18 protein-coding genes and 4 tRNA genes are annotated in these 23640 nt (G+C 62.2%); 18 read left to right on the forward strand and 4 right to left on the reverse strand.

The window, feature by feature from the left end; genetic code table 11:
• Positions 1–22: 22 nt before the first annotated feature.
• The 3 genes from G513_RS0103255 to G513_RS0103265 all read left to right on the forward strand — a co-directional run bounded on the left by G513_RS0103255 (position 23) and on the right by G513_RS0103265 (position 4210).
• Positions 23–3100 carry an error-prone DNA polymerase gene (locus G513_RS0103255; RefSeq protein ID WP_022975396.1) on the forward strand — a complete coding sequence of 1026 codons (3078 nt, stop codon included), beginning with the start codon at positions 23–25 and terminating at the stop codon, positions 3098–3100.
• Between the two features lie 181 nt (positions 3101–3281).
• Positions 3282–3905 (forward strand): transcriptional repressor LexA, encoded by a 624-nt coding sequence (lexA, locus tag G513_RS0103260; RefSeq protein WP_028475081.1) that lies wholly within the window; start codon positions 3282–3284, stop codon positions 3903–3905.
• Positions 3902–4210, forward strand: coding sequence for a hypothetical protein (locus G513_RS0103265; protein ID WP_022975397.1), 309 nt, complete (start codon positions 3902–3904; stop codon positions 4208–4210). Before lexA ends, G513_RS0103265 begins: the two co-directional genes overlap by 4 nt.
• A gap of 256 nt (positions 4211–4466) precedes the next feature.
• Here the strand turns inward: G513_RS0103265 and G513_RS0103270 are convergent, their stop codons facing one another.
• From G513_RS0103270 to G513_RS0103280, 3 genes are all read right to left on the reverse strand, one after another.
• Complete coding sequence (locus tag G513_RS0103270) at positions 4467–6038, reverse strand: long-chain-fatty-acid--CoA ligase (RefSeq protein WP_028475082.1); 1572 nt, start codon at positions 6036–6038, stop codon at positions 4467–4469.
• Positions 6039–6331: 293 nt separating this feature from the next.
• Positions 6332–6407, reverse strand: a tRNA-Glu gene (locus G513_RS0103275).
• Between the two features lie 32 nt (positions 6408–6439).
• A tRNA-Ala gene (locus G513_RS0103280) sits at positions 6440–6515 on the reverse strand.
• Between the two features lie 183 nt (positions 6516–6698).
• On the opposite strand from G513_RS0103280, the gene efp reads away from it, so the two are divergent.
• The 8 genes from efp (at position 6699) to G513_RS0103320 (ending at position 13680) form a co-directional block, all read left to right on the forward strand.
• Complete coding sequence (gene efp, locus G513_RS0103285; RefSeq protein WP_022975399.1) at positions 6699–7268, forward strand: elongation factor P; 570 nt, start codon at positions 6699–6701, stop codon at positions 7266–7268.
• Between the two features lie 68 nt (positions 7269–7336).
• Positions 7337–8353 carry a recombinase RecA gene (gene recA / locus G513_RS0103290; protein ID WP_022975400.1) on the forward strand — a complete coding sequence of 339 codons (1017 nt, stop codon included), beginning with the start codon at positions 7337–7339 and terminating at the stop codon, positions 8351–8353.
• Between the two features lie 4 nt (positions 8354–8357).
• Positions 8358–8855, forward strand: coding sequence for a regulatory protein RecX (locus tag G513_RS0103295; protein ID WP_028475083.1), 498 nt, complete (start codon positions 8358–8360; stop codon positions 8853–8855).
• 124 nt (positions 8856–8979) lie between these two features.
• A complete protein-coding gene (gene alaS, locus G513_RS0103300; protein ID WP_022975402.1) occupies positions 8980–11604 on the forward strand; it encodes an alanine--tRNA ligase in 2625 nt (874 codons plus the stop codon).
• Between the two features lie 104 nt (positions 11605–11708).
• Positions 11709–12941: an aspartate kinase gene (locus G513_RS0103305; RefSeq protein WP_022975403.1), complete on the forward strand. Its 1233-nt coding sequence runs from the start codon at positions 11709–11711 to the stop codon at positions 12939–12941.
• A gap of 238 nt (positions 12942–13179) precedes the next feature.
• Entirely contained in the window at positions 13180–13371 is a 192-nt protein-coding gene (gene csrA / locus G513_RS0103310; RefSeq protein WP_022975404.1) for a carbon storage regulator CsrA, read from the forward strand.
• 111 nt (positions 13372–13482) lie between these two features.
• Positions 13483–13577, forward strand: a tRNA-Ser gene (locus G513_RS0103315).
• Positions 13578–13603: 26 nt separating this feature from the next.
• Positions 13604–13680 (forward strand) — tRNA-Arg (locus G513_RS0103320).
• 142 nt (positions 13681–13822) lie between these two features.
• Here G513_RS0103320 and ettA read toward each other — a convergent pair.
• Positions 13823–15487: an energy-dependent translational throttle protein EttA gene (gene ettA / locus G513_RS0103325; RefSeq protein WP_022975405.1), complete on the reverse strand. Its 1665-nt coding sequence runs from the start codon at positions 15485–15487 to the stop codon at positions 13823–13825.
• A gap of 402 nt (positions 15488–15889) precedes the next feature.
• Here ettA and G513_RS0103335 point away from each other — a divergent pair, with 402 nt between their 5' ends.
• The 7 genes from G513_RS0103335 to spt all read left to right on the forward strand — a co-directional run bounded on the left by G513_RS0103335 (position 15890) and on the right by spt (position 23579).
• Entirely contained in the window at positions 15890–17134 is a 1245-nt protein-coding gene (locus tag G513_RS0103335; protein WP_022975407.1) for a threonine ammonia-lyase, read from the forward strand.
• A 42-nt stretch (positions 17135–17176) separates the two neighbouring features.
• Complete coding sequence (locus tag G513_RS0103340; RefSeq protein ID WP_022975408.1) at positions 17177–17683, forward strand: DUF1993 domain-containing protein; 507 nt, start codon at positions 17177–17179, stop codon at positions 17681–17683.
• 58 nt (positions 17684–17741) lie between these two features.
• The gene (locus tag G513_RS21135) at positions 17742–19061 is read left to right on the forward strand and encodes a lipopolysaccharide biosynthesis protein (protein ID WP_033417107.1); all 1320 of its coding nucleotides are present in this window, start codon (positions 17742–17744) and stop codon (positions 19059–19061) included.
• A gap of 101 nt (positions 19062–19162) precedes the next feature.
• Positions 19163–20902, forward strand: a complete 1740-nt coding sequence (locus G513_RS0103355; protein ID WP_022975411.1) for a fatty acyl-AMP ligase — start codon at positions 19163–19165, stop codon at positions 20900–20902.
• Entirely contained in the window at positions 20899–21867 is a 969-nt protein-coding gene (locus tag G513_RS0103360; RefSeq protein ID WP_022975412.1) for an NAD-dependent epimerase/dehydratase family protein, read from the forward strand. Before G513_RS0103355 ends, G513_RS0103360 begins: the two co-directional genes overlap by 4 nt.
• 178 nt (positions 21868–22045) lie before the next feature.
• The gene (locus G513_RS0103365) at positions 22046–22285 is read left to right on the forward strand and encodes an acyl carrier protein (protein ID WP_245563056.1); all 240 of its coding nucleotides are present in this window, start codon (positions 22046–22048) and stop codon (positions 22283–22285) included.
• Between the two features lie 4 nt (positions 22286–22289).
• Positions 22290–23579: a serine palmitoyltransferase gene (gene spt, locus G513_RS21140; RefSeq protein WP_022975414.1), complete on the forward strand. Its 1290-nt coding sequence runs from the start codon at positions 22290–22292 to the stop codon at positions 23577–23579.
• Positions 23580–23640: the final 61 nt, after the last annotated feature.

Genomic DNA, 23640 nt, shown 5'->3' on the forward strand with positions numbered 1-23640 from the left:
GCCTGATCGGACAAGTCGCGCGATGGACTACGCCGAACTGCATTGCGTCTCGCACTACAGCTTTCTGCGCGGCGCTTCGTCGCCGGATCAGTTATTCGAAGCGGCAAAGGCACAGGGCTACGAAGCGTTGGCGATCACCGACGAATGCTCGATGGCCGGCATCGTGCGCGCCCATGTCGCGGCCGAGAAGCATGAGGTCAAGCTGATCGTCGGCAGCGAGTTCCAGCTCGATGACGGCCTGCGCTTCGTGCTGCTTGCGCCTTGCCATCGCGCCTACAGCGAAATCTGCCGGCTGATCACCACCGGTCGCCGCGCAGCGGACAAGGGCGACTACTTCCTGACCCGCGATGATCTGCACGATCTCGATCAGGTGCTCGCGCTGTGGTTGCCGCCGGATGACGACGCCATCGCCGAAGCACAAGGCGCGTTCATCGCCACGACTTTCGGCGCGCGCGCCTGGATCGCTGTCGAGCTGCATCGCCATGGCGATGACCGCGCGCAGCTGAATCGCTTGCTGAGCCTCGGTCGTCATCTCGGTTTGCGCTGCACGGCGGCGGGCGATGTCCACATGCATGTCCGTGAAGCGCGTGCGCTGCAGGACACGATGACCGCGATCCGCCACAGCCTGGCGCTGGAAGACTGCGGCGCGCGGTTGTTCCCGAACGGCGAGCGGCATCTGCGGCCGATTGCCGAACTGCAGCAGCTGTATTCAGACTTCTTGCTAGCCGAAGCTGCCGCGATCGCCGAGCGCTGCAGTTTCTCGATGGCCGGATTGAATTACGAATACCCGCACGAACTGGTGCCGGACGGCCACACGCGCAGCGGTTGGTTGCGTGTGCTGACCGAACAGGGCCTGCGTAATCGCTGGCCAGAAGGTGAGCCGGTCTCGGTGCGCAAGACCATCGAGATGGAACTGGAACTGATCATCGAGCTTCGCTACGAAGCCTTTTTCCTGACCGTGCACGACATCGTCCGCTGGGCGCGCGCGCAAGTTCCGGAAATCCTTTGCCAGGGCCGTGGATCGGCGGCGAACTCGGCAGTCTGTTACGCGCTCGGCATCACTTCGGTGAATCCCGCCGAGCAGCGCCTACTGTTCGGCCGTTTCCTGTCGAGGGAGCGCAACGAGCCGCCGGACATCGATGTCGATTTCGAGCATCAGCGCCGCGAACTGGTGATGCAGTACATCTACAACAAGTACGGTCGTGAACGCGCCGCGCTGGCGGCGACGGTGATCCGCTATCGCCGCAAGTCGGCGATTCGCGATTGTGGCCGCGCACTCGGCATCGGCGCCGACGAGATCGATCGGCTCGCCAATTCGCTGGCTTGGTGGGACGAACCCGAAACCTTGCCGGATCGCCTGCGCGAGCAGGGTTTCGATCCCGCAACACCGGTAGTCGCGCGCTGGCTGATGCTGGTGAAAGCGCTGGTCGGCACGCCGCGTCATCTGTCGCAGCACGTCGGCGGCTTCGTCATTTCCGAGCATCCGCTGCACGAGCTGGTGCCGGTCGAGAATGCGGCGATGCCGGATCGCACGATCATCCAGTGGGAGAAGGATGACCTCGAAGCGCTGGGCTTGCTGAAGGTCGATTGTCTGGCGCTCGGCATGCTCAGCGCGATCCGGCGAATGTTCGAATTCATCGAGCGGCAGACTGGCGTGCAGCATTCGATCGCCAGCATTCCGCGTGATGACCTGCCGACCTACGAGATGATCCAGGCGGCCGATACCGTCGGCGTGTTCCAGATCGAATCGCGGGCGCAGATGAGCATGCTGCCGCGTTTGCGGCCCAAGGATTTCTACGATCTGGTGATCCAGATCGCGATCGTCCGGCCGGGGCCGATCCAGGGCGGCATGGTTCATCCCTACTTGAAGCGGCGGAATGACTTGGAGCCGGCTATCTATCCGAGCGAGGCATTGAAGAACGTACTCAGCCGCACGCTGGGTGTGCCGCTGTTCCAGGAGCAGGTCATCGAGATCGCGGTGGTTGCCGCCGATTTTTCTCAGGGCGAAGCCGATCAGCTGCGCCGCTCGATGGCCGCCTGGGGCAAGGACGGCAGCTTGATGCCGTTGCGTCAGCGTCTGCTCGACGGCATGAAGAAGAACAGCTACGAAGAAGCCTTCGCCGAACAGATCTTCGAGATGATCAAGGGCTTCGGCAGCTACGGTTTTCCGGAGTCGCACTCGGCCAGCTTTGCGCTGCTTGCTTATGTTTCGTCCTGGATCAAGTGCCATCATCCGGCGGCGTTCTTCGCCGGGCTGATCAACAGTCAGCCGATGGGTTTCTACGGGCCGGCGCAGCTGATCCGCGAAGCGAAGCGGGCAGGGGTGGAAGTGCGGCCGGTCGATGTCAGAAACAGTGACTGGGACTGCACGGTCCCCAAGGCAGGCGATGGCAAGCCGGCGATTCGGCTCGGCCTGCGTCTGGTCGATGGTCTGAACGAAGAGGTAGCGAAAAGCATCATGGCTGCGCGCCGGCAATCCCCCTTCATCGATATCGAGGATCTGGTGCGCCGTGCCCCGCTTGATGCTGCCAATCGTCGCTTGCTGGCCAGGGCCGATGCGCTGCGCAGCTTGGGTGGCCATCGTCACGCCGTGCACTGGCAGGTGCAGGGCATCGAAGACCTGCCCGCGATGCTGGCGGGTCATGCGTCGCCGGAAAGCGATGTCGAGTTGCGAACGCCGCACGAAGCGGAAGAGGTGCTGGCCGACTACCAGAGCACCGGCCTGACTTTGCGGCGTCATCCTCTGGCGTTGCTGCGGCCCAGGTTGGCGATGCTCGGCATTCATACTTCAGCCGATCTGGCCACGCTCGCGCACCGGCAGAGCGTGCGAATCGCCGGCCTGGTGCTGAATCGTCAGCGACCGCAGACCGCCAAGGGCGTGATGTTCATGACTCTGGAAGACGAGACCGGCTGCCACAACCTGGTGGTCTGGAAGAAGAGCTTCGATGCGCAGCGTGCCGTGGTGCTCGGTAGTCGCCTGCTGATCGTCTCTGGCGAACTGCAGAAGGTCGATGGCGTCACGCATGTTGTCGCCAGGCGCTTCCGCGATGTCAGCGACTGGATCGCCGACATGCCAATCCCATCGCGCAACTTCCACTGATGGCGCGTTGAGCGCGTAGCAAAACGGTCGCCCACAAAAAAGCGCCGGCGAACGGCGCTGATGCGAATTTGTAAAGCGCCGACGAACGGCGCTGATGCGAATTTGTAAAGCGCCGACGAACGGCGCTTTACAGGCTCAGGCAATGACTTGTATAAATATACATATCAAGGACGCCTCAGCAATGACTGATCTTACTGCAAGACAGACCCAGGTACTCGACTTCATTCGCAAGCACATCGCTGATAACGGCGGCGCGCCAACCCGCGCTGAAATCGCCGCCGCTTTCGGACTGCGTTCGGCCAATTCCGCTGAACAGTATCTGCGCACTCTGGCCGAAAAGGGCCATCTTGAAGTGACCGGTCAGGCGCGTGGCATTCGCCTCGCGGCCCAGCATCGTGAACGCCGGGTCGAGATGCTGAAGGTTCCGGTCGTCGGTCGCGTTGCAGCGGGCCTGCCGATCCTCGCGGTCGAAAATCTTGACGATCATCGTGATCTGGCTGCGAATTTGTTCGAGCCGGCGCCTGATTTCCTGTTGCGCATCAAAGGCCACTCGATGCGCGATGCCGGCATTCTCGATGGCGATCTGCTCGCCGTGAAGCGCGCTCAGAACGCGATGAACGGCCAGATCGTTGTCGCTCGCATCGGTGATGAAGCAACGGTCAAGCGCTTCCGGCGTGAGGGCCACATCGTTAGCCTGATTCCTGAAAACACCGACCCGGCTTACCAGCCCATCGTCCTCGACCTGCGCGAGCAGGAACTGGTGATCGAAGGACTGGCCCTGGGCGTCATTGGAGTACGTCGATGAATCTGCAACAGCAACGCGAAGAAGCCCGCCGACGTCGTCTGGTCAACCGCAATGTCGCTCAGCATCGCCAGCTGTACTTCGACGAGGCTCGCCGTGGCGTGGTCAGCGGCGCCGGCACGGTTCGCCGCAATAGCCCACGTTTGGTGTTGTCAGCCGCTCAGAGCGATCCAGTCGTTGACAGTCCGGCGATCACCATTGCACTGAAGCTCGGCATCGTCACGCTGATGGCTGGCCTGCTGATACAGCACAAGGGCGTACTGCTGCAGGCCGTGTTGTCGTTGCTACCGTCCGGCTTGATCGGCTGAGCCCGGCCATGCTGACGCAAAACGGGCAGACCGCTCGCAGCAGTCAGCAGGACTCCGGCCTCGCGCTAACGGCGCGGCCGGTCTCCGATTACAGCTCCTGCTGGTCAGCGCTACCGGATCTGCTTCGGGCAAGAGTCGAACCCTTGCTCCAAGCAAGGTGCGGCGTGGAGTCGCACAGCAGAAGACGTTCGATTTCCATTGGTTCAGGCGCATGCCGGGCCTGATCAAAACGGTGCCCGGCAACGGTTCGGAATCGCTACTGCGTCGCGATCGCCGCGCGCTTGCCGCGCAGCACGAATTTCTGGATCTTGCCGGTCGCGGTCTTCGGCAGTTCAGCGACGACATGAAACGAAGTCGGCACCTTGAAGTGGGCAAGGCTCGCGCGACAGAACGTCTTGAGTTCGCCGTCGGCAAGGCTGTGGCCCGAGCGCAGCACGACGAAAGCTTCTGGAGATTCGCCCCATTTCTCGTGCGGCATGCCGACCACCGCTACTTCGATGATCGCCGGATGCCGCAGCAAGGTGCCCTCGACCTCGATCGACGAAATGTTTTCGCCACCGGAAATGATCACGTCCTTCAGGCGATCGCGAATCTCGATATAGCCGTCCGGGTGAACAACCGCCGCATCGCCGGTACGGAACCAGCCGCCCTTCAGCGCTTTCGCGCTCGCTTCCGGGTCGTTGTAGTAGCCGCGCATCACCGTGTTGCCGCGCGCCACGATCTCGCCGAGCGTTGTGCCATCAGCCGGCACCGGTTGATCCTGATCGTCGAACACGGCGGTTTCGCCGGAAGTCACCAGTTCCACGCCCTGGCGCGCCTTGATCAGGGCGCGCTGTTCAGCGCTCAGCTCATCGTGAGCCGGAAGCGGCTCGCAGATGGTGATGAATGGCGAGGTTTCGGTCAGCCCGTAAGCCTGGGTGATGGTCCAGCCCAGTTCGCCTTCGACTCGCTCGATCGTCGCAGGCGCCGGTGGTGCACCCGCTGTGATCACGCGAACACCCGGCCGCACAGCGCGACGCTGCGCCTCCGGTCCATTGGCAATACCGATCAGCACGGTGGGCGCTGCGCACAGCAGGCTCACGGCTTCACGATTGATGTGGTCGTAGATCGCCAGTGGCTCGACCTTGCGCAGGCAGACATGAGTGGCGCCCACTGCAGTGACGGTCCAGATGAAGGTCCAGCCATTGGCGTGGAACATCGGCAGCGTCCACAGATAGCGATCGGACGGCGTCATGTGCATGTGCACCAGCACACCGACCGAATTCATCCAGGCGTTACGGTGGGTGATCATCACGCCCTTCGGGCGCGACGTGGTTCCGCTGGTGTAGTTCACGGACAGCAGATCGGTTTCGGCAACCTCTGTCCGGTGGAAATCCGGGGACGCCTGTTCCACCAGGGTTTCGTACGCGAGCCAACCGTCATGCGAGCCTTCGAATGCGATGTAGTGCTCGACGTTCGGCAGTTGTGTGCGAATGCTGTCGATGGCATCGAAGTAGTCCGGGTGTGCGCAGACAATTTTCGAGCCGCTGTGGTTGATCAGGTACACGAAATCATCGGCGGTCAGCCGATAGTTGATCGGCACGATCACACCGCCGAACTGCGGGATCGAGTAGTACGTCTCGAGATTGGTGTGGGTATTCGGCGAGATCAGCGCAACGCGGTCACCTTTGACCACGCCCAGCGTCTGGAAAGCGGACGAAGCACGATCGCAGCGATCAAGAAACTGCCGATAGGTGTAGCGACGATCGCCATCGACCACAGCTTCGCGGTCGGGATAGAGCTTGCGGGCACGGCGGGCAAATTCCAGCGGGCTCAGCGGGGTCTCCACGGGCGACACTCCTCGGTTGTAGTTTTGGCGACGATCGATCACGAAACGTTGAAGTTTCGCTTGCCGAAGGGTAGCGGGAGTGTTGCGCGATGGGTATTGGGACAAGCCCGAAAAGCACAATCGGAAGCGCTTGAATCCGGGAACAACGAACATCAACCAAATAGGTTAGCTCGTGTGATGTCCAGCAATGCACATGCAAATGCTGGCCGAAGCAATGATCGTCATGACGTCGACGATTCAGCCAGATATCAAGTTTTGGATTTGAAACTATGTCAGGCAGCTATGGCCCGACATGGCGTCCCTACGGGGATTCGAACCCCGGTTCTCACCGTGAAAGGGTGGTGTCCTAGGCCTCTAGACGATAGGGACAACGAGGCGGTGTCGCGAGTGAATCAGAAACTTGGTGGAGCCAGCCGGGATCGAACCGGCGACCTCTTGCATGCCATGCAAGCGCTCTCCCAGCTGAGCTATGGCCCCGTACAGCGGAGCGAAAGTATAGGGCCTACCGAGGTGGGGACTCAAGTACTTTCGCGAGGAAATTTGCAGGCATGTCCGGGGAACCGGCGATCTATTAGACTGCGAGACGTTTTTCAGCCTGCAGAACCGCGCTGGACTCGCTCTGCGCACTCCTACCAACAGATCAACGAAGACGACATTCCCATGGCATCGGTCAGCACCAACGAAATGAAATCGGGCGTCAAGGTTCTCATTGACGGCGAACCGTACGCGATTCTCGACAATGAATACCGCAAGCCCGGCAAGGGCCAGGCGACGAACAGCATCAAGATCCGTGCATTGAAAACCGGCCGCGTGCTCGAGCGCACGCTGAAATCCGGCGATACCTGGGAACTGGCGGACGTCGAACAGACGGAAATGCAGTACCTCTACAACGACGGCGAGTTCTGGACCTTCATGGATCCGGTCAGCTTCGAACAGATTCAAGCCAATGACGCCGCGATGACCGAGGCCAAGGTCTGGCTGAAGGGCGAAGAGGTCTGCACCGTGCTGCTGTGGAACGGCGTGCCGTTGAGCGTAGCCGCGCCGAACACCGTGATCCTGAAGATCATTGAAACCGATCCAGGTCTACGCGGCGATACCTCGGGCGGCGGCGGCAAGCCGGCGAAACTCGAAACCGGCGCCATGGTTCGCGTCCCGCTGTTCGTGCAGCAGGATGAGTTGGTCAAGGTTGATACACGCACTGGCGAATACCTCGCCCGTGCAGGCAAGTAGGCCAAGCAGGATTAAAGACACCGAAGACGATGGCAAAACCTAGCGCAGCAGCGACCGGAACCCAGACCATGGACGACAATCGCAAGAAGGCATTGGAAGCCGCTCTCAGCCAGATCGAGAAGCAGTTTGGCAAGGGTGCGGTCATGCGCATGGGGGCGGACGATCCGGCCCGCGATGTCGAAGTGGTGTCGACCGGTTCGCTGGCGCTGGACGTTGCCTTGGGCATTGGCGGCTTACCGCGCGGCCGCGTCGTCGAAATCTACGGTCCGGAGTCTTCGGGCAAGACCACGCTGTGTCTGCAGGTGGTTGCCGAGATCCAGAAGCACGGCGGCACCGCTGCCTATATCGACGCCGAAAATGCACTCGATCCGCAGTACGCGGAGCGCTTGGGCGTGGTAGTCGGCGACATGCTCATCTCGCAGCCGGATACCGGCGAGCAGGGTCTGGAAATCGCTGACATGCTGGTGCGCTCGAACAGCGTCGACTGCATCGTCGTCGACTCGGTTGCGGCACTGGTGCCGAAGGCTGAAATCGAAGGCGAGATGGGTGACAGCCACGTCGGCCTGCAGGCCCGTCTGATGTCGCAGGCGCTGCGCAAGCTGACGTCCAACATCAAGCGCTCGAACACACTGGTCATCTTCATCAACCAGATCCGCATGAAGATCGGCGTGATGTACGGCTCGCCGGAAACCACCACTGGCGGCAACGCGCTGAAGTTCTACGCCTCGGTACGCCTGGATATCCGCCGCACTGGCGCGATCAAGAAGGGCGAGGAAGTGGTCGGCAACGAGACGCGCGTCAAAGTCGTCAAGAACAAGATGGCGCCGCCGTTCCGCGAAGCGCATTTCGAGATTCTGTACAACGAAGGCATCTCGAAACTGGGCGAGTTGATCGACCTCGGCGTCGAACATGGCTTCGTCGAGAAATCAGGTGCCTGGTACGCCTACAAGGGCGAGAAGATCGGCCAGGGCAAGGACAACTCGCGCAACTATCTCAAGGAACATCCCGAGATTGCCGATGCCATCGAAGTGTCGCTGCGAGCCAAGCTGTTGCCGGTGAAGACGCGCACGCCGGTAGCCGAGTAATTCCGTGGCAGGGCGCGGGCGCAAGCCGCCTGTGCCATTGGCTCCCGAAGCGGCGCGTGAGCGTGCGCTTCGGGCGCTGAGCCGACGCGAGCACAGCGCTCGTGAACTCACTACCAAGCTGGCGCATGACGGCCTGGATCGAACCGTGGCCAGCGAAGTGGTTGGCGAACTCGGCGAATCCGGTTGGCAAAGCGATGAGCGTTACGCAGGCTTGCTCAGTCGCTCACGCATTGCCCAAGGCTATGGCCCCTTGCGGATTCGTGCCGAGCTATCTGCCCGTGGTGTTGCTGACGCCCTGATCGTCGCCGCACTCGAGGAAGCCGATCCAGACTGGCTCGAGATCATCGGACGCATCTATCAGCGTCGCTACCGCGCAGCGCCGGTGGATGCCAAGGATTCCGCTGGTCGATATCGTTTCCTCGCCAGCCGTGGTTTCACGTCGGCGCAGATCCGCTCGGTGATGCGGGATGCCATCGATGCCGAGGATGAGCCCGAAGAATGAGCCTGATCGCGCTCGAACTCGCGTTGAAGCACGCTGGAAAACCCGCGCAAAACCTAGCGGCTACAGGGTCTTGCGCGCTACCATGCGCGACTTTTTTCGCCCGGGCCGCCTGGCCCAGCACGATATGAACAGCAACGAACTGCGCGCACGCTTCCTCGAATACTTCCGTCGGCAAGGCCATGCGGTGGTGCCGTCGTCGTCGCTGGTGCCGAGCAACGATCCGACCCTGCTGTTCACCAACTCCGGCATGGTGCAGTTCAAGGACGTGTTCACTGGCCAGGACAAGCGACCGTACACCCGCGCCACGTCGAGCCAGCGCTGCGTGCGCGCTGGCGGCAAGCACAACGATCTCGAGAACGTCGGCTACACGGCTCGGCATCACACCTTCTTCGAGATGCTCGGCAATTTCTCGTTCGGCGACTACTTCAAGCCAGATGCGATTCGCTTCGCCTGGGAGTTCATCACCGGCGCCGAATGGCTGGCGATCGACAAGAGCCGCCTGCTGGTCACCGTCTATCACAGCGATGACGAGGCCTATGACATCTGGCATCGCCAGATGGGTATTCCGGCCGAGCGCATCGTCCGCATCGGCGACAACAAGGGCGCACCTTACGCTTCGGACAACTTCTGGGCGATGGGCGATACCGGTCCCTGCGGGCCGTGCACGGAAATCTTCTACGACCACGATCCCGATGGCTCGAAGGGCATCTACGGTGGTCCTCCAGGTTCGCCGGAAGAAGATGGCGACCGCTGGATCGAAATCTGGAACGTCGTGTTCATGCAGTTCGAGCGCTCGAAGAGCGGCGAGCTGAGCAAGCTGCCGGCACCGAGCGTCGATACCGGCATGGGCCTGGAGCGCATCAGCGCGCTGATGCAGGGCACCAACGACAACTACCAGATCGATACCTTCAAGATTCTGGTCAACGCGATCGCCAAGCTGTCGAACACGGCGCCCTACGCCAGCGCATCGCAGAAAGTGGTGGCCGACCACATTCGTTCGGCTGCCTTCCTGATCATCGACGGCGTCACGCCATCGAACGAAGGACGCGGCTACGTGCTGCGCCGGGTCATGCGCCGCGCGATCCGTCATGGCTACAAGCTGGGACTGAGCGAGGCTTTCTTCTGGAAGCTGGTCGCGCCACTGGCCGAGGCGATGGGCGAGGCTTATCCGGAACTCGTCGAGCAGCGTGCTCGCATCGAACAGGTGATCCGCAGTGAAGAAGACAGCTTCGCGACCACGCTCGACAAGGGCATGAAGCTGCTTGAGGACGCGATCGGCACCCTCAAGAGCGACGTGATCCCGGGCGAAGTGGTGTTCAAGCTCTACGACACCTACGGCTTCCCGTTCGATCTCACCGCTGACATCGCCCGCGAGCGCAACCTGAAGCTCGACGAAGCCGGCTACGACCGCGAGATGGAAGCGCAGCGCACGCGTGCGCGCGCTGCCAGCAAGTTCACCGCCGGCGAAGGGCTCAAGTACGAAGGTCCGGCGACGATTTTCCTCGGTTACGAGCAGACGGCCATCAACGATGCGAAGGTCGTTGGCCTCTATCGCGGTAGCGTCGCGGTCGAGGCTCTGGCAGCTGGCGACGAAGGCGCGGTGGTGCTCGATCGCACGCCGTTCTATGCCGAAAGCGGTGGTCAGGGTGGTGACGCCGGCACCGTCGGCGACTTCGTGGTTGCTGATACCCAGAAGATCAAGGGCGGCGCGTTTGCCCATGTCGGCAAGCTCGAAACTGGCGCCTTGAAGCTCGGTGATACGGTCATGGCAACGGTGGCGATCAGCCAGCGCCGCGCGACGATGCGCAATCATTCCGTCACCCACCTGATGCACAAGGCGCTGCGCGATGTGCTCGGCGGTCATGTGCAGCAGAAGGGTTCGCTGGTCGATGCCGACAAGACCCGCTTCGACTTCGCCCACACCGGCCCGATGACGGCAACGGAGTTGGCCGAAGTCGAGCGTCTGGTCAATGCCGAAATCCTCGCCAACGTCGCGACGCAGGCACGCGTGCTACCGATCGAAGAAGCGAAGAAGACCGGCGCGATGATGCTGTTCGGCGAAAAGTACGGCGACGAAGTGCGCGTGCTCGACATCGGCAGTTCACGCGAGCTTTGCGGCGGTACCCATGTCAGCCGCACCGGCGACATCGGCCTGTTCAAGATCGTCTCCGAAGGCGGCGTGGCCGCTGGTGTGCGTCGTGTCGAAGCAGTGACTGGTGATAACGCGCTCGCGTTCGTCAATGACTTGCAGGCGCGCCTGAGCGGTGCGGCGGCGATGCTGAAGTCTTCGCCCGCTGAACTCGGTGCGCGCATCACGGCAATGCTCGACGCGCAGAAGCAACTCGAAAAGGAACTCGCTCAGCTCAAGGGCAAGCTGGCCGCCAGCGCGGGGGATGAACTCGCCGGACAGGCCAAGCTGGTCAACGGCGTGAAAGTGCTGGTGACGGCGGTGGACGGCGTCGACAGCGGCGAGTTGCGCAACCTGCTCGATCAGCTGAAGAACAAGCTGGGTTCGGGAGTCGTGCTGCTCGGTGTCGTCGGTGGCGACAAGGTCAACCTGATCGCTGGCGTGACGGCGGATCTGACTGCCAGGCTCAAGGCTGGCGAACTGCTGGCGTTTGTCGCGGCGCAAGTCGGCGGCAAGGGCGGTGGTCGTCCGGACATGGCGCAGGGCGGCGGTACGCAGCCGGAGAATCTGCCGGCGGCCCTGACTTCCGCACAGCAATGGATCGAGCAGAAACTGGGCTGAATCCGTTTGCAGCAGCAAGTTGCCCGTTTCCAGAGAAGCAGGCGGCTTGTCGGTAAGGACATGCTTCTCTGGAAACCAACAATCGGAAACTGGAAACCGCTTCAATGGCTTTGCTAGTGCAGAAGTACGGCGGCACTTCGATGGGCTCGGTCGAGCGCATCGAACATGTCGCCTCGAAGGTCGCCGCCGCTCGGGCGCGTGGTAATCAGGTGGTGGTCGTGGTGTCGGCGATGTCCGGCGAAACCGATCGCCTGATCAAGCTCGCGAAAGCGATCAATCCCCGGCCGCTGGCGCGCGAACTCGATCAGATGATTGCGACCGGCGAACAGGTGACGATCGCGATGCTGGCGATCGCCCTCGACAAGATGGGCGTGGCGGCGCGTTCGTACACCGGCGCGCAGGTGTCGATCCGCACCGACAAGGCCTACAACAAGGCACGCATCCAGCACATCGACACCGAACGGCTGATGGCCGATTGCAATGCCGGCATCGTGCCGGTGGTCGCCGGTTTCCAGGGAGTCGACTGCGACGGCAACATCACCACGCTCGGCCGCGGCGGTTCGGATACCACGGGTGTCGCGCTCGCTGCCGCGCTGAAAGCCGATGAATGCCAGATCTACACGGATGTGGACGGCGTTTACACGACCGATCCACGAGTCGAGCCGAAGGCCCGGCGCCTGAGCAAGATCACCTTCGAGGAAATGCTCGAACTCGCGAGTCTCGGCTCGAAGGTGCTGCAGATCCGCTCGGTCGAATTTGCGGGCAAATACAAGGTACCGCTGCGCGTGCTGTCGACCTTCGTCGATGGCCCGGGCACGCTGATCACGCTGGACGAAAACGTTGGGGGAAGCAAAGTGGAAGATCCGTTGATTGCCGGCATCGCCTTCAGCCGGGATGAAGCACAGCTGACCGTTGCCGGTGTGCCGGATCGTCCGGGCATCGCTGCCGCGATCCTGGGGCCGATCGGTGACGCGAACATCGAAATCGACATGATCGTGCAGAACGTCGGCGCCGATGGCATGACCGATTTCACCTTCACGGTGTCACGCGGCGAGCTGGAACGGGCTGCGGAAGTGTCGAAGAAAGTGGCTGAATCACTGGGCGCCAAGGGCATCCGTACTGCGACCGATATCTGCAAGGTCTCGCTGGTCGGCGTCGGCATGCGCTCGCACGCCGGCATCGCGGCGAAAATGTTCAAGACGCTGGCCGCGGAGAGCATCAACATCCGGATGATCTCGACTTCGGAAATCAAGATTTCTGTCGTCGTCGAAGACAAATATCTTGAGCTTGCCGTGCGTTCGCTGCACAAGGCTTTCGATCTCGAACAAGCGGCCTGAAGCGCGCGACGCCTTTGCGTGGCTGGAGGGTCCAGTTCAAATCCGGCGTCTCACGGGTGTTGATGGCGACACCCGTGAGTGTTGCGGCCTTCTGTCGGAAACATGAATTTTCCGTTTACTCGCTGAGGCTTTGCCAACCTGACAGCGTTATCATTCGCGCAGACAGAGACCCGATCTAACGGGTCCGGGCTCGGTGAGCGTTTCACGCCACTGCAGGATCAGGGAATGGAGAGCAGTGATGCTGATTTTGACGCGCAGGGTCGGGGAGACTCTGGTCATCGGCGACGATGTGACGGTCACCGTGCTGGGTATCAAAGGCAACCAGGTGCGGATCGGCGTGAAGGCGCCGAAGGATGTTTCGGTCCATCGCGAAGAAATCTTCGAGCGGATTCGAGTCGAGCGCGGGGAAGATACGACGATCCCGAGCTGAGCCCCGGCTTCAATATTCTCTGGGGATTTCGACGACAAATTGCTTTACGGTTAAGGCCGTCACCGCTATAATATTTGAGTGATATCGCAGTGTTGCTCTCTGCAGCATTCAGGAGAGATGGCCGAGTGGACGAAGGCGCTCCCCTGCTAAGGGAGTATAGGGTCTTAAAAACCTTATCGAGGGTTCGAATCCCTCTCTCTCCGCCATCGAGCAAGCATCTGTACCAGTCAATGCGCCCGTAGCTCAGTTGGATAGAGCACTTGGCTACGAACTAAGGGGTCGGAGGTTCGAATCCTTCCGGGCGCACCAGCAGTAGCGAACAAACCCGACGGGTAACCGCCGGGTTTTTTTGTGCGTGTTGTTTCCGGAAACTAGCCATAAAAAAAGCCCGCCGCGGATCGTTTCGATTCGCGGCGGGCTTGGTTTTGAAGCAAGCCGAAGCGGGGAAGACTCAGGCCAGCTTTTTGTGCCGCGAACGGCGATTGACGCCCGGTTCCGAACCGGTGCGACGCCGGAAATCAGCTTCGTACTCGCCGTAATTGCCTTCCAGGAAGACGATTTCGCCGGAATCCTCGAATGCCAGGATATGCGTGGCGACACGATCGAGGAACCAGCGATCATGCGAGATGACCAGCGCGCAGCCGGCGAAATTCAGCACCGCTTCTTCGAGTGCACGCAGGGTTTCGACGTCGAGATCATTGGTCGGTTCGTCGAGCAGCAGCACGTTGCCGCCGGTCAGCAGCATCTTGGCCAGATGGACGCGATTGCGTTCGCCGCCAGACAGATCCTTCAGCCGCTTGCCCTGTGCCTCGCCCTTGAAGTTGAAGCGGCCTATGTAGGCGCGTGACGGCATCTCGAACGAGCCTGCGCGGATGATGTCCTGGCCCTGGCTGATCTCCTCGAACACGGTCTTGTCGCCTTCGAGCGCATCGCGGCTCTGGTCGACGTAGGCGAACTTGACTGTTTCGCCGATGCGGATCGAACCGCCGTCCGGCTTTTCCTGACCGAGCAGCATCCGGAACAGGGTGGTCTTGCCGCGGCCGTTGGCGCCGATGATGCCGACGATCGCGCCCTTCGGCACCGTGAAATTCAGGCCCTGATACAGCCAGCGATCACCGTACTTCTTGCCGACGTCCTGAACCTCGAGAACCATGTCGCCAAGACGCGGGCCGGGCGGGATGTACAGCTCCTGGGTTTCGGCACGAGCCTGGAATTCCTGCGAGGCCAGCTCTTCGTAAGCCTTGATGCGCGCCTTCGATTTCGACTGCCGGCCCTTCGGGTTCTTGCGTACCCATTCGAGTTCTTCGGAGAGCGCCTTCTGGCGCGCGTCTTCGGATTTCTCTTCGGCCTTCAGGCGATTGGTCTTCTGCTCCAGCCAGCTCGAATAATTGCCCTGCCACGGAATGCCGTGGCCGCGATCGAGTTCGAGAATCCAGCCGGCGACGTTGTCGAGAAAGTAGCGGTCATGGGTGACGGCGATGATCGTGCCCGGGAAATCCTTGAGGAATTTCTCCAGCCAGGCGACCGATTCGGCGTCCAGATGGTTGGTCGGTTCGTCGAGCAGGATCATGTCCGGCTTGCTGAGCAGCAAGCGGCACAGCGCCACGCGACGGCGTTCACCACCGGACAGCTTGGTGACGTCGGCATCCCACGGCGGCAGGTTCAGCGCCTCGGCAGCCTTGTCCATGATCACATTGAGGTTGTGACCATCAAGGGCTTCGAGCTTGCCTTCGAGTTCCTGCTGCTTCGCCGACAGCTTGTCGAAGTCCGCGTTCTCATCGGCATACGCCGCGTAGACCGCGTCGAGCTGCGCCTGCGTGTCGGTGATTTCCGACAGCGCTTCCTCGACGTTGCCGCGCACGTCCTTGGCCGGATCGAGCTGGGGTTCCTGCGGCAGATAGCCGACTTTCAGGCCCGGCATCGGTCGCGCTTCGCCGGAGAATTCCTTGTCGACGCCGGCCATGATCTTCAGCAGGGTCGATTTGCCCGAGCCGTTGTAGCCGAGCACGCCGATCTTCGCGCCAGGGAAAAAGCTCAACGAGATGTTGCGCAGGATTTCCCGCTTCGGCGGAACGGTCTTGCCGACCCGGTTCATCGTGTAGACGTATTGGCTCATGACGGTCTGCGTAGGGTCTGTTAATAGTTGCTGTGGTCGTTGCGTTGCAGGTCAAAAAGCCGCCGGGCGAGGCGCGAACCGCAGACCATAGCCTACCTATGGTCAAGGTTCGCAACGACGTCCCGGCGGTCCAGAGACTTTACTTGGGGCCGCAACCCTTCGGGGCGGGGCCGTTTTTCCGCATTGCTGCCTTGCTCGTCGCGCCAATGGAATAACCATTGGCCGCTCCTCTCAAGTTGCACTGCGGAAAAACGACCTCCGCCGCAGCGACCACAGCAACTGTTAACAGACCCCGGAATTCAGGGCGCGGATTATCAGCGACTGGCGGGGAAACTGTCATGCGCGGAGCCTGGATCAGTTGCCTACCTATAATCGGCCACTGTCTTTAGAGCTGCGACGACCATGAGTGAGCCCCTCGCGATCACTGCCGATGATGTCCGTGACGCGGCCCGCGTCATCGCCGGGCAAGTGCTGCGCACGCCTTGCGCGCCTTCGCTAGTGCTGTCGAAGCTGACCGGCGCCGAAGTCTGGCTGAAGTTCGAGAACTTCCAGTTCACTGCCTCGTTCAAGGAGCGCGGCGCAATCAACAAGCTTGCGCGACTGACGCAAGCAGAACGCGACGCCGGAGTCGCCGCGATGTCCGCCGGCAACCATGCTCAGGCGGTCGCCCATCACGCCACGCGGCTGGGCATCCGCAGCGTCATTGTGATGCCGGTGAATACGCCGTTCACCAAGGTCCGCAATACCCGTGACCTCGGTGGTGAAGTGATTCTGCACGGCGAAACACTGGCGGATGCTTTCGATTACATGCAGCGCGAACTGGTCGAGCAGGGCGGCATGACCCTGGTGCATCCCTATGACGACCCCTTTGTGATGGCCGGGCAGGGCACCATCGCGCTGGAAATGCTCGCCGACGTGCCCGATCTCGATACTTTGGTGATCCCGATCGGCGGTGGCGGCCTGTTCTCCGGCAACGCGATCGCGGCTCACGATCTGAACCCGAAGCTGCGTGTCGTCGGCGTCGAGTCCGCCGGTTATTGCTCGGCTTATGCGTCGATACAAGGCGATCCGTCGCTGGTCAGAGGCGGCCCGACGATCGCCGAAGGCATTGCCGTGAAAGGCATCGGCAAGAGAACCCTGCCGATCATCCGCGCCCATGCCGATGAACTGGTCCGGGTCGACGAACCGTCGATCGAGCGCGCCGTTGGTCTGCTCGCCAATGTCGAGAAGGTGGTGGCCGAAGGCGCTGGCGCGACCGGCCTCGCCGCGCTGCTGTCCGATCCGGCGCGCTACGCCGGCCGCAAAGTTGGTCTGATCGTCTGCGGCGGCAATATCGATCCGCGTCTGCTGGCTTCGGTGCTGCTGCGTCAGCTGGTGCACGAATCGCGGCTGGTCAGCCTGTCGATCGAGATCGAGGACAGCCCCGGTTTTCTGGCGCGTGTCGCCGGTTGTGTCGGCACCGCCGGCGGCAACATCGTGCAGGTTCATCACGAGCGTCTGTCGGCCGGCAGCCATGCCAAACGCACGACCCTGGAAATGCTCGTCGAGGCCCAGGATGTGGCGCATACCAACCAGATCATCGCCGCGCTCGCCGAGGCCGGGCATGTGGTGCGTCGCGTACACGGAGGTTACGGCGAGTTCGAGTAAGCTTGCGCGCTCGAAATCCCTCCTCACTCCAGGACACAGCCCATGACCCTCTCGATGTATCAGGCCTCAGTGCCCGTGTTTCTGAGGGCCCTGGACAACCTCGGCAATGTGCTGGCCGCCGGCGCTGCGCATGCCGAGGCGCGCAAGATCGATCCCTTGGTGCTGCTCGGCTCGCGTCTGTACCCGGACATGTTTCCGTTCTCGCGTCAGGTGCAGATCGCCTGCGACATGGTCAAGGGTGGCGCTGCCCGCCTGGCGGGTATTGATCCGCCGCCGAAAGCCGATACCGAGAAGACCTTCGCCGAACTGATCGAGCGCACCGAATGGACGTCGGCGTTCCTGCGCGGCTTTGAAGCGGCTCAGATCGATGGCAGCGAAGATCGCCCGATCGTCATGAAGACGCCGTTCGGTGAGCTGAACTTCACGGGCCAGAGCTACCTGACCGGTTTCGTGCTGCCGAACCTGTATTTCCACTCGGCGACCGCCTACAACATCCTGCGTCACTCGGGTGTCGAGCTGAGCAAGTCCCACTTCATCGGCAAGCCCTGAAACAGGGCTGCATCGTCGTTCTTGCGCCGGGAATCTGCCGCTGAATATTCCGCCCCCGCTGCCTGAACCGCGCGGCCCGTTTCGTCAGGTCCTCGGCAACGCCGGCATTCTGCTCGGCGGCAAGGCCCTGAATGGCGCGCTGAGCCTGGGCGCCACGGCGCTGGCTGCGCGTACGCTGGGCGTCGAGATGTTCGGCGTGCTGATCCTGGTGCACGCCTATGTGCAGTCGATCGGCGAGATCGCGAAATTCCAGTCCTGGCAGGCGCTGCTGCAATACGGCACGGCGCCGTTCGAGGCCGGGCGTCTTGGCGAATTCCAGCGGGTGCTGCGCTTCAGCCTGCTGCTCGATGGCCTGAGCGGCATCGGTGGCGTGGTGATCGCGCTGCTTGGTGTACAGCTGATCGGCAGCTCCCTGGGCTGGCCGGCGGCAATCTCGCCGGAGGTCAGTACCTATTCGCTGGTCATCGTGTTCATGGTCAGCGCCACTCCGACCGGGGCGCTGCGTCTGCTCAATCGCTTCGACCTGCTGGCCTGGCAAAGCTCGATCGATTCCTGGGTGCGCGTGATCGGCGCCGGCATCGCCTGGTCCCTGGGCGCCGGGCTCGACGTGTTTCTGGCGATCTGGTTCCTGGGCCAGGTGGTTGCCTTTGTCTTTCTGTTCGCCGCGGCGCACAGCACGCTCAAGGCGCGCGGTGCGCTCGAAGGTTTCAAGCTGTATGCGAAAGGTTCGTTGACCGACGGTTTCCCGGGAATCTGGTCGTTTGTCTGGTCGACCAATCTGAACTCGACCTTGGCGCTGGCCTTCACGCATATCGGCACCTTGATGGTCGGCGCGCTGCTCGGTGCTCGCGATGCCGCGCTGTTCCGCGTCGCCAAGCAGTTGGGCGATGCCGTTGCCAAGCCGGCCAAGCTGATCGTGCCAGCGCTGTATCCGGAACTGGCACGGCTGGCAGCGGCGCGCGACCACACGATGCTGAAATACCTGGTCCGCCAGCTGGCGCTGACCGCCGGTGGCGCCGCGTCGGTACTGCTGATCATCGCGGCCTTGATCCGCGAACCGGCGCTGAGGCTGCTGGTCGGCGAGGAATTCGTCGCTGCGAAGGATGTGCTGCTGTGGCTGCTCGGGGCTTCCGTCGTCAGCCTATGGGCCTTGCCGCTGGAGCCGCTGCTGATGTCGACGGGCAGCGCCGGCGCTGCATTCCGCATGCGCCTGGCGGTGACCCTGGCGTATTTGCCGCTGCTGTACTGGGCGACGATTCATGGCGGCCTGATCGGTGCCGGTGTGGCGGCGGTGATCGGTGCCGCGCTGATGCTCGGCGGTCAGCTATGGCTGGTACTGAGGTGGTACCGCCGGACAGAACTACCCAGAGGTGACTGACCGCTGGCGTCGGTTGGTACACTTACTGCTGTGACAGGTAGTACCCGAAACGCACAGCGCGCACAGCGTCCTTCCTTCCCGAACTCCCTAGAACTCCAATAATGCTGCAGCCCACTCCGACGGCGAGCGGACTTCCCGAATACCGCCCAGCTGGCTTCGAAACCCTGCCTCAGGCCCTGGATTACGCGGCTCAAGGCGCGACCGGGATCAATATCTATTCCGGCAAAGGCATCCTGCTCGAAGCCTTGAGCTACCGGGAACTGCGCGAGCAGAGCCTGGTGCTGGCCCGCAAGCTGCTGGCTCGCGGTCTCAAGCCAGGGCAGCGCGTGGCCCTGATCGGCGAGTCCGATGGCGATTTTGCCCGTGCCTTCTTTGCCTGCGAATACGCCGGTCTGGTACCGACGACCTTGCCGCTGCCGGCTGCCTTCGGTGGCCGCGCGGCCTATGTCGCGCATATCCGCCGGATGATCGAGATTGCCGACGCCTCGGCCGCGTTTGCGCCGGCGGCGCTGGTCGAGTGGCTGGCAGAAGCGGTCGATGGTCTCAACCTCGTGGTGTCCGGCATCCTGGACCAGTTGAAGGATGATCCGGACGACGGACGCGAGTTGCCGGTGGTTGGCGCGGAAGACCTTTGCTATCTGCAGTTTTCGTCCGGCAGCACGCGCTTTCCGCTCGGCGTTGCGGTGACTCAGCGCGCACTGATCGCCAACGTCTACGGCATTGCCTGCCACGGCCTAGGCATCGGCCCGACCGACCGCTGCAGTTCCTGGCTGCCGCTGTATCACGACATGGGACTGATCGGCTTCCTGCTGACGCCGCTGGCCTGCCAGATCTCGGTCGACATGTTCGCCACGCGTGATTTCGCCCGCCGGCCGCTGCTCTGGCTGGAACTGATCACCCGCAACGGCGGCACGCTGTCGTACAGCCCGTCGTTCGGCTACGAACTGGCGGCACGGCGCGCGGAAACCGCGTCTTCGGAAGGTCTGGACTTGTCGTGCTGGCGCGGTGCCGGCATCGGTGGCGACATGGTGCGCCCGGAGCCGCTGGCGAAGTTTGCCGAACAATTCGCGGTGCGCGGCTTCAAGGCCTCGGCATTCGTGCCGAGCTACGGCATGGCTGAAACGGCGCTGGCGCTGAGCTTTGCGCCGGCCGGGCAGGGCATCCGTTTCGATACCCTCGACAGCGAGAAGCTGGAACGCGAAAACCTTGCTGTGCCGGCCGCTGCCGGCACCGAGCGCCGTCGCGATTTCGTGCTCTGCGGCCCGGCGCTGCCGGATCATGCGTTCGAAGTGCGCGGCGAGTCCGGCAAGCTGCTGACGACCGGTCAGGTCGGCCGCATCTATGCTCGTGGCCCGAGCATGATGCAGGGCTATTACGGTCAGCTGGAGGCCACCGAGGCGGTGCTGGCGGCCGATGGCTGGCTCGATACCGGCGATCTCGGTTATTTCCGTGATGGCCAGATCGTCATCACCGGCCGCGCCAAGGACCTGATCATCGTCAACGGCCGCAACATCTGGCCGCAGGATCTGGAATGGACGGTGGAGCGCGAAGTCTCCGTGCTGCGCAGTGGCGATGTCGCGGCGGTGTCGGTCGATGATGGTGGTTCGGAGCGGATCGTGGTGCTGGTCGAGTTCCGTACCGCCGATGACGAAACGCGCGACAACCTGAAGAAGGAAGTGGCCGGCGTGCTGCGCATGCGTCACGGCGTCGAGACCGATGTCGTGACCGTTCCGCCGCGCACGCTGCCACGTACTTCATCCGGCAAGCTCAGCCGTTCGAAGGCGAAAACGATGTATCTGCAGGGCAGCTTCGTCGCTGCGGCGCCGGTATCCTCGAGTTGACCAGCGGTACCGCCCGCGATTCGTTCACGGTGGCAGTGACGGGGGCGACCGGATTTCTCGGTCGCCACGTGGTTGCCGCCCTTGCGGCCCGCGGCTGCAAGCTGCGCATGCTGGCGCGTCGCGAACCGGTCGATGCCAGCTGGGGCGATGCGACGCCCGATATCGTGCTCGGTGCTCTGGACGACCCCGCTGCGCTGCGTCGTCTGGTGACGGGCGCCGATGCCGTGCTGCATCTGGCCGGTGCCATCAAGGCGTATAGCGATGAAGCGTTCATGCAGGTCAATCGCGACGGCACACAGGCATTGGCGGAGGCGATGATCGAAGCCGCACCTGCAGCTCATCTGGTCCACGTTTCCAGCCTCGCGGCGCGGCATCCGGAGTTGTCCGGCTACGCGGCAAGCAAGCGGGCCAGCGAAGAGGCTGCATTCTCGGTGCTGGGTGCGGAAAAGGTCAGCGTGATTCGCCCGCCGGCGATCTACGGTCCTGGCGATCGCGAAACGATGGTGTTCTTCGAACTGGCGTCACGCCGCTTCATTCCTCTGCCGGGCAAGCCTGCGGCACGTATTTCGCTGGTCCATGTGGCTGACGCAGCAGCCTTATTGGCCGTGCGGGCGATGAGAGAACCAAGCGGAAAAGTGCAGTCAATCGCCGATGCCTGTCCTGACGGTTATGGCTGGAAGCAGATTCTCGGTGCGGCGGCCGAGGCGGTCGGCAATCGAGCGCCGGCCTACTTTCAACTGCCGGCCGGCCTGTTGCGCGGTGTTGGCGGCAGCGTCGGAGCGTTCGCCAAACTGATCGGCAGATCGGACATCATCAGCGCCGGCAAGATTCGCGAATTGCTGCATGAAGACTGGGCAGTACCGGAAGCGGAGCTGTTGCGGGAGCCGGCCGCACCACCGCAACATTCCCTGCTGGCGGGTTTCGCCAGTACCGCGCAGTGGTATCGGCAGGCAGGCTGGCTTTAGAAGAACGAGGTTCGGGTAGGTTTGAAGTAGCTGAGCGGGCACGTGAACGCGCTATGACAAACTCGTTATCGTTGCTTTACAATCCGCCGATTCACGCGCTTGGCCACCGGTGGCTTACTCCGGGAAGCCGCGGTGAACGGGCGCCATCAATGAGGAACAACGGCTGATGACTGAGACTGTGCGCGACACGCAAGCGCAAATCATTGAAAGCTTGCGCAAGCTGCTGAAGAAGCCGGCGACGCTAGGCCCGACGACCAATATCGTCAAGGATCTTCAACTCGATTCGCTGGCCGTGATGGATTTCATCATGTCGCTGGAGGACCAGTTCGAGATCGTCATCCCGCTGGACCGCGTCGCAGAGGTGGAAACTCTCGGCGATCTGGCGCTGGTTGTTGATGAACTGCGCGGAAGGAAATGAAATAGTGAGCATACTTTCGAAGTTTGCCCCGCTACGGCAGACCTATGACCAACTGCGTTCGGTGGGTCAGAATCCTTTCGAAATGGTCTTTGAAGGCATGCTGTCCTCGACCGAGGGCATGTATCGCGGCCGGAAGACGATCCTGCTCGGTACCAACAATTATCTGGGCCTGACCTTCGACGAAGCCTGCATCGAAGAGTCAGTTGCGGCTGTTCGTGCCCATGGCACCGGTACTACCGGTTCGCGCATTGCCAACGGCAGCTATGGCACGCATCGCACGCTCGAAAAAAGTCTCGCGAAGTTTTTCAATCGCGAGCACTCGATGGTGTTCTCGACCGGCTACCAGGCCAATCTGGGCATGCTGTCGACGCTCGCCGGCAAGGGTGACTACCTGCTGCTCGATTCCGATAGCCACGCCAGCATCTATGACGGCGCCCGCCTCGGCCATGCCGAAGTGGTCCGCTTCCGTCATAACGATCCGGACGATCTGCACAAGCGCCTGAAGCGCCTGGCCAACGAGCCGGGTGAGAAGCTGGTGGTCGTCGAAGGCATCTACTCGATGCTCGGCGATGTAGCGCCATTGCGCGAATTCGCCGAAGTGAAGCGCGAAATGGGTGCCTGGCTGATGGTCGACGAAGCCCATTCGCTCGGCGTGCTCGGCGCCAACGGCCGCGGTCTGGCCGAAGAAGCCGATGTCGAGGCCGACTGCGACTTCATCGTCGGCACGTTCTCGAAGAGCCTGGGCAGCGTCGGCGGTTTCTGCGTCTCGAACGTCGAGGATTTCGACATCCTGCGCGTGGCCTGCCGTCCGTATATGTTCACCGCTTCACTGCCGCCGTCGGTAATGGCGTCGACGATCATGGCCCTGCGCCGCATGCAGGAAGAGCCGCAGCGTCGCAAGCGTCTGCATGAGAATGCCGAACGCCTGTACTACGGCCTGCGCAATCTCGGTTTTGCCGTGGGTCCGCAGTGCAGCCCGATCGTCTCCGTCGCCGTAGCCGATGCGCCGCTTGCCGTCGAGTTCTGGAATCGGCTGCTTGAAGGCGGTCTTTATCTGAACCTGGCGCTGCCGCCAGCCACGCCGACACCGGCGCCGCTGCTGCGCTCCAGCATCAGTGCCGTGCATACCCCGGCCCAGATCGATCGCGCCGTGCAGCTGTTCGAAGCGGTTGGCCGCCAGCTTGGCGTGCTGCCACCGCTGGTAAATACCGCTGCCCGCAAACGCGTTCCGACGCCGATCAGCGCGCCGCCGCTGGCAGAAGTGGCCATGCTGGCTTCTGGCGGCATTCGCTGAGCAGCCAGCCGAACCAGCAGCGATCACTGGCTCTGTAATGATTCCGTAAGCGTTTTGTCGC

Source organism: Nevskia ramosa DSM 11499 (genome assembly GCF_000420645.1).
GTDB lineage: Bacteria > Pseudomonadota > Gammaproteobacteria > Nevskiales > Nevskiaceae > Nevskia > Nevskia ramosa.

Bases quoted from the DNA above. Each gene is read 5' to 3' on its own strand.
- G513_RS0103255 (WP_022975396.1), top strand. From the start codon at position 23: ATGGACTACGCCGAACTGCATTGCGTCTCGCACTACAGCTTTCTGCGC.
- lexA (WP_028475081.1), top strand. From the start codon at position 3,282: ATGACTGATCTTACTGCAAGACAGACCCAGGTACTCGACTTCATTCGC.
- G513_RS0103265 (WP_022975397.1), top strand. From the start codon at position 3,902: ATGAATCTGCAACAGCAACGCGAAGAAGCCCGCCGACGTCGTCTGGTC.
- efp (WP_022975399.1), top strand. From the start codon at position 6,699: ATGGCATCGGTCAGCACCAACGAAATGAAATCGGGCGTCAAGGTTCTC.
- recA (WP_022975400.1), top strand. From the start codon at position 7,337: ATGGACGACAATCGCAAGAAGGCATTGGAAGCCGCTCTCAGCCAGATC.
- alaS (WP_022975402.1), top strand. From the start codon at position 8,980: ATGAACAGCAACGAACTGCGCGCACGCTTCCTCGAATACTTCCGTCGG.
- G513_RS0103305 (WP_022975403.1), top strand. From the start codon at position 11,709: ATGGCTTTGCTAGTGCAGAAGTACGGCGGCACTTCGATGGGCTCGGTC.
- csrA (WP_022975404.1), top strand. From the start codon at position 13,180: ATGCTGATTTTGACGCGCAGGGTCGGGGAGACTCTGGTCATCGGCGAC.
- ettA (WP_022975405.1), bottom strand. From the start codon at position 15,487: ATGAGCCAATACGTCTACACGATGAACCGGGTCGGCAAGACCGTTCCG.
- G513_RS0103335 (WP_022975407.1), top strand. From the start codon at position 15,890: ATGAGTGAGCCCCTCGCGATCACTGCCGATGATGTCCGTGACGCGGCC.
- G513_RS0103340 (WP_022975408.1), top strand. From the start codon at position 17,177: ATGACCCTCTCGATGTATCAGGCCTCAGTGCCCGTGTTTCTGAGGGCC.
- G513_RS0103355 (WP_022975411.1), top strand. From the start codon at position 19,163: ATGCTGCAGCCCACTCCGACGGCGAGCGGACTTCCCGAATACCGCCCA.